The organism is Pectobacterium sp. CFBP8739 (genome assembly GCF_013449375.1).
Taxonomy (GTDB): Bacteria; Pseudomonadota; Gammaproteobacteria; order Enterobacterales; family Enterobacteriaceae; genus Pectobacterium.
The window spans coordinates 1-351 of sequence record NZ_JACDRR010000062.1 but is presented as its reverse complement, the minus strand read 5'-3'; the positions used below and the strand labels follow the sequence as shown (position 1 = coordinate 351).

Genomic DNA, 351 nt, shown 5'->3' with positions numbered 1-351 from the left:
TTAGGCGAAGTCATTTAGCAGCAATAAAAACAACCACAAAAAAATTAATATAAAAGATAGAATAATTAAAAAAAGAATAATTATCGTGATAATTTCATTGGGAATAAGCTAACATCAGTTCAAAAATAAAAATATTTTATGAGAATCTCATAACCGTTATAAATAACCAAGAAATTTTAATACTCAATAACTAATAATGATAATCAGAGATCGAACTGAAATAATAATATGATGTCAGACTAAATGAAGGTATGAGGAAAAACGATGAAGAATTTTGGAGCGGGAAACGAGACTCGAACTCGCGACCCCGACCTTGGCAAGGTCGTGCTCTACCAACTGAGCTATTCCCGC

1 tRNA gene is annotated in these 351 nt (G+C 31.9%); it reads right to left on the bottom strand.

From position 1 onward, the window contains the following. Positions 1-275: 275 nt before the first annotated feature. Positions 276-351 (bottom strand) — tRNA-Gly (locus tag H0247_RS19650).